The following is a 4,650-nucleotide window of genomic DNA, read 5'->3' as shown; positions in this document are numbered from 1 at the left end:
GTCGAGCAGGTAGGTGGTCGTGGTCTTGCCGTTCGTCCCGGTCACGCCCGCGACACGCAGGGTGCGCGTCGGGTGGCCGTACGCGGCCGAGGACGCGAACGCGAGCGCAACGCGCACGTCGGGCACGACGGCCTGTGGCACGCCCTCGAGGCCCTCGATCAGGCGCGACGTCACGAGCGCGGCGGCGCCGGCATCGACCGCGTCGGCGGCGAACTCGTGGCCGTCATGCACGAACCCGGGGATGCAGAAGAAGGCGTCACCACACCGCACGCGGTCGGAGCGGTAGGCGACGCCTGCGATCGGGGTCGACGCGTCGCCGGCGAACGAGGCCGGGACATCGGCGAGCAGTTGGCTGAAGGGCAGTGTGCGGTCCACGTGTCCGGGAGGCCGGGGGCTGCGCGATTCTATCACAGACCCTCCCCCTCCCTACGGCCGCCCGACGGCCGCCGCGGCGGTCGTCTCGACCGCGCCGGAGGCCGCGGACGACGGCGGTATCTTCAGGTGCGTGACCGCGAACTGGGCGACCTTCGAGAAGACCGGCGCGGCGACCACGCCGCCGTAGATGGCGCCTGTCGGCTCGTCGAGCGTCACCACGATGACCAGGCGCGGATCCTCGGCCGGCAGGTAGCCCGAGAACGACCCGACGTACCCGCCGCCCTTGTAGCCGCGGCCGTCGGCACGGACCTTCTGCGCGGTCCCGGTCTTGCCGGCCACGGTGTAGCCGGGGACCGCGGCGCCCTCGCCCGTGCCCTCGGTGATGACGGCCGCGAGCACGTCGGCCATCTGAGCACACGTGGTGGCCGCGACTGCCCGCTCGCGCTTGGTCTTTGCCGCGATCGAATCATCGTCGGGCACGGACAGCAGCAGGTGCGGGGTCACGAGCTCGCCTCCGTTGGCCAGCGCCGCCATCGAACGGGTGAGTTGCAGCGGCGTGACCGAGATGCCCTGGCCGAAGGGGATGTTGCCGATCGAGTTGCCCGACCACTGCCCCGGCGGCGGCAGGTAGCCGCGCACCTCACCGGGGAAGTCGATGCCGGTCTTCTCGGTCAGGCCGAAGCGGGTGAAGTAGTGGTACAGGTCGTCGCGGCCCAGCGCCTGGCCGAGTTTGACCGCGCCGACGTTCGACGAGTTCGTCACGATCTGCGTGAGCGACCAGTTCACGGCCCCGCGGCCGTGCGACTCGTGGATGGTGCTGCCGCCGACCTTGAGGGTCGACGGGAGGTTGAACCGGGAGTCCGGCGTGAACAGGCCCTTGTCGATGACGGCGGCGGCCGTGAACGACTTGATGGTCGATCCGGGCTCGTAGACGTCGCACACCGGGCGGTTGCGGTAGGCCGTCGAGTCGGCCTTGCCGTAGGCGTTGGGGTCGAACGTCGGCACCGACGCCATCGCGAGGATCTCGCCGTTGCGCGGGTCCATCACCACGACCGAGCCGCTCTTCGCGCTCCACTTCTTCACGGCGGCGGCCAGCTCGTTCTGCGCGAGATACTGGATGTCCTTGTCGATGGTGAGCACGACGTCCTCGCCGTCGACCGCGTTCTCGTAGTGCTGGACGCCGCCGGGAATCAGCCGGCCCTGCGGGTCGCGCTCGGCGAGGATCCGGCCTGGCGTGCCGGCCAGCAGCGCGTCGTACTGCTGCTCGATGCCGGCGAGTCCCTTGTCGTCGACGCCGACGAAGCCGAGGACCTGGCAGGCGAGGTCGCCCGACGGGTACGTGCGCCGGGAGTCCTCGATGAACCCGAGGCCGGGCAGCTTCATCTCCTCGAGCGTGCGCGCGCGGTCCGCGTCGACCTTCCGCCCGATGTAGACGAAGCCGGCGTCCTTGGAGAGCTTGTCCTGATACGCCGCCGCATCGCCGCCGAGTACCGAGGCGATCCTCGCAGCGGTCCCCGCCTTGTCCTTCACCTGGTACGGGTTGGCGTAGATCGTCTTGGCCGGACTCGTGACGGCGAGCGGAACACCCTCGCGGTCGAAGATCGCGCCGCGGCGCGGGGACAGCTCGATGTCGCGAAGGCGCTGGTCGGCCGCCTGCTCGGCGTAGGTCCCGGCGGAGACCGCCTGCACCCACACCAGACGCGCCGCGACGAGCACGAGGCCCGCCGCGAGTACGAGGAACAGGGTGCCGGAGCGGTCGGGTGCCTTCGGTGGCCTGCGGCCCGGCGCCCTTCTCTGTCCGCGCGAGGCCGCCACCCCCTACCTGGCCGTCGCCAGGCCCGTGTCGCCGACGAGCAGCACCTGTGCCTGCTCCGCGGCGACGCGCGCGATCGTGTCGAGCAGGCCGGCGACGGCCTCGCCGCCCGTGGACGCCCGCGTCACCGCGGGCGTGCCCGCGGCGGACGCGGCAGGGGCGGTGGGCTCAGGCCCGCCTGCGTCGGCGACCTGCGCCGCGCCGGATGCGCTCCCGCCCCCGCCCGACGCGTCCGCGTCCAGCTCGAGGTAGCGCACGTCGTCGGGGACCGACATGCCCATCGCGGCGCCGGCGATCTCCTCGATGCGCGAGGGGCTCGCCAGCGTGCTCTTGTCGACCTCGAGCCGGTCGGACAGGAGGCGCTGCTCCTTGATCGAGTCCATGAGCCGGCCGCTGTCGATCGCGGCCTCGGCGGCCTGGGCCGTCACGGCCACGCGCGCGACGCCGACGCCCGCGAGCAGGACGATCGCGAAGACGGCCGCGCGGTACGCAGCCGCGGTCGCGGCGTTCGCACGTGGGCTGCGGGCGCGCCGGGCCGAACGGGCGGCGGACGCCGACCGTGCGCGCGGGGCCGTGCGCGCCGAGCGCTTCGCGCGCGCCGCTGCGGATGCCGCCATGTCGCGTCCACCTCCCTCTTCGTCTCCCTCGCCCCGCCGTGTCGGCGTGGCTAGAGCTTCTCCGCGACCCTGAGGCGCGCGCTGCGCGCCCGCGGGTTCGCCTCCACCTCCTCGGCCGTCGGCAGGATCGGCCGTTTCGTCACCACGCGGAGTACCGGCTGTGCGCCGCACCTGCATACGGGCAGGTCAGGCGGGCACGTGCACCCCTGCGCCAGATCGGCGAACGTCTGCTTCACGATGCGGTCCTCGAGCGAGTGGTAGCTGATCACCGCGACGCGCCCGCCCGGGACGAGCCACCGTACGGCGGCGCGCAGGCCGCGCTCGAGGACCTCGAGCTCGCGGTTGACCTCGATGCGCAGCGCTTGGAACGTGCGCCGGGCAGGGTGCGGGCCCTCGCGCCGGGCTGCCGCCGGGATGGCGGCCTTGATCACGTCGACGAGGTCCCCCGTGGTGACGAGGGGCCGGTGGGCGCGCGCGTCTACGATGAAGGCTGCTATGCGCGCCGCCCACCGCTCCTCGCCGAAGTCGCGGATGACCCGTTCGAGCTCGGCCGCGGAGTACGTGGCGACCACGTCGGCCGCGGTGACGCTGTCCGAGCCAGGGTCCATCCGCATGTCCAGCGGCGCGTCGTCCTGGTACGAGAACCCCCGCTCAGGGAGGTCGAGCTGCGGGGACGACACGCCGAGGTCGAACAGGAACGCGTCCGCGTAGGGGATGCGCGCCTCGACGAGCAGGTCGTCGAGGTCGCCGAAGTTCCCCTGGAGCAGGATGGCTTGCCGGCCGAGGCGTGCTGCGTCTGCTGCTGCGGCGAGTGCTGCTTCGTCCTGATCGATCCCGACGAGGATGCCGTCAGGGCCGATCGAATCCTTGAGCCGCGTCGCGTGACCTGCCCCGCCTAAGGTGCAGTCGACCACGATCGAGCCGGGTTTCAACATCAACTGGTGTGAGACCTCGGCCGGCAAAACTGGGGTGTGCCGGTATTCCATTGTCAATCAGCGTCCGGAAGGAGTCGTGACACCCGCTCCCGACGCGCCTGACTGATGACGTTCGCGCGCGATCTCCTGCGCGAGGCCCTCGGCCTCGGCGTCGATGACGGCGCACATCTCGGCCCAGCGATCCGCGTCCCACAACTCGATGCGGTCCACGTTGCCGGCAACGACGACCTTGCCGGCCAGGCCCGCGTGGTCGCGGTACGCCTGCGGCAGGTTGACGCGCCCGGACTTGTCGACGTTCGACTCGACCGCGCGGGTGGCGAAGAAGCGGCGCACCTTCGCGTACTTCGGGTCGAAGTCCGAGCCTTCGAGCACGTCGGCGAGGAACTCGCGGTACGAGTCCGCCGGGTGCACGTACAGGCAGCCCTCGAAGCCGCGTGAGATGACGACCTTCTCGCCCAGTTCGATGCGGAACCTCGCGGGCACGGAGACGCGGCCGACCCGATCGAGCGTGTGCTCGTACTCACCCAGGAACATGCCGCGTCCCTCCCCCGCCTCATTCCAACGGACCCCGGAACGGGGCCACTGCTGCCATCCGGGCGCGATTCTACGCCAATACATCCCAATATGGCAACTGGCTAGCCCAAATCACGCCAACGACCACCATCGAGGGTGTTCGGCCATGCCAACGGGCGCCGTCGGAGGATGCCCCGTGAACCGCCGACGGGCGCGTCGCGTCTGAAGCGGTGTCAGGTCGTTCGCTGCGCACCTTGAGAACGGGATACGGGACACGGAAGCGGCGCGGTCGTCCCAGGAGGCCACCGGTGCGGTTGCCGCGCGTCGGACGGTGCGCGTAGAATCGGCGGCGGAACGATCAGGGGACTCACTGGAGGTGACCGGACCGAGATGACTC

Annotated in this window: 5 protein-coding genes; all 5 read right to left on the bottom strand. The window is 71.3% G+C overall.

Annotated elements, in window-relative coordinates:
- Positions 1 to 411, bottom strand: a 411-nt coding sequence (locus FDZ70_06565) for a hypothetical protein (protein TLM76516.1), incomplete at its 3' end; no start/stop codon positions are given.
- Positions 412 to 426: 15 nt separating this feature from the next.
- The gene (locus tag FDZ70_06560; protein TLM76515.1) at positions 427 to 2,190 is read right to left on the bottom strand and encodes a penicillin-binding protein 2; all 1,764 of its coding nucleotides are present in this window, start codon (positions 2,188 to 2,190) and stop codon (positions 427 to 429) included.
- Positions 2,191 to 2,193: 3 nt separating this feature from the next.
- Positions 2,194 to 2,805, bottom strand: a complete 612-nt coding sequence (locus tag FDZ70_06555; GenBank protein ID TLM76514.1) for a hypothetical protein — start codon at positions 2,803 to 2,805, stop codon at positions 2,194 to 2,196.
- A gap of 50 nt (positions 2,806 to 2,855) precedes the next feature.
- Positions 2,856 to 3,791: a 16S rRNA (cytosine(1402)-N(4))-methyltransferase RsmH gene (rsmH, locus tag FDZ70_06550; GenBank protein ID TLM76513.1), complete on the bottom strand. Its 936-nt coding sequence runs from the start codon at positions 3,789 to 3,791 to the stop codon at positions 2,856 to 2,858.
- A 6-nt stretch (positions 3,792 to 3,797) separates the two neighbouring features.
- A complete protein-coding gene (mraZ, locus tag FDZ70_06545) occupies positions 3,798 to 4,358 on the bottom strand; it encodes a division/cell wall cluster transcriptional repressor MraZ (protein ID TLM76512.1) in 561 nt (186 codons plus the stop codon).
- Between the last annotated feature and the right edge of the window lie 292 nt (positions 4,359 to 4,650).

The sequence above is a fragment of the Actinomycetota bacterium genome, assembly GCA_005774595.1.
Taxonomy (GTDB): domain Bacteria; phylum Actinomycetota; class Coriobacteriia; order Anaerosomatales; family D1FN1-002; genus D1FN1-002.
Note: the sequence above shows the minus strand (reverse complement) of the source record. Positions and strands in the feature narration are given on the sequence as shown.

Excerpts from the sequence above, each read along its gene's own strand:
- FDZ70_06555 (TLM76514.1), bottom strand. The coding sequence starts at position 2,805 with ATGGCGGCATCCGCAGCGGCGCGCGCGAAGCGCTCGGCGCGCACGGCC.
- rsmH (TLM76513.1), bottom strand. The coding sequence starts at position 3,791 with ATGGAATACCGGCACACCCCAGTTTTGCCGGCCGAGGTCTCACACCAG.
- mraZ (TLM76512.1), bottom strand. The coding sequence starts at position 4,358 with ATGTATTGGCGTAGAATCGCGCCCGGATGGCAGCAGTGGCCCCGTTCC.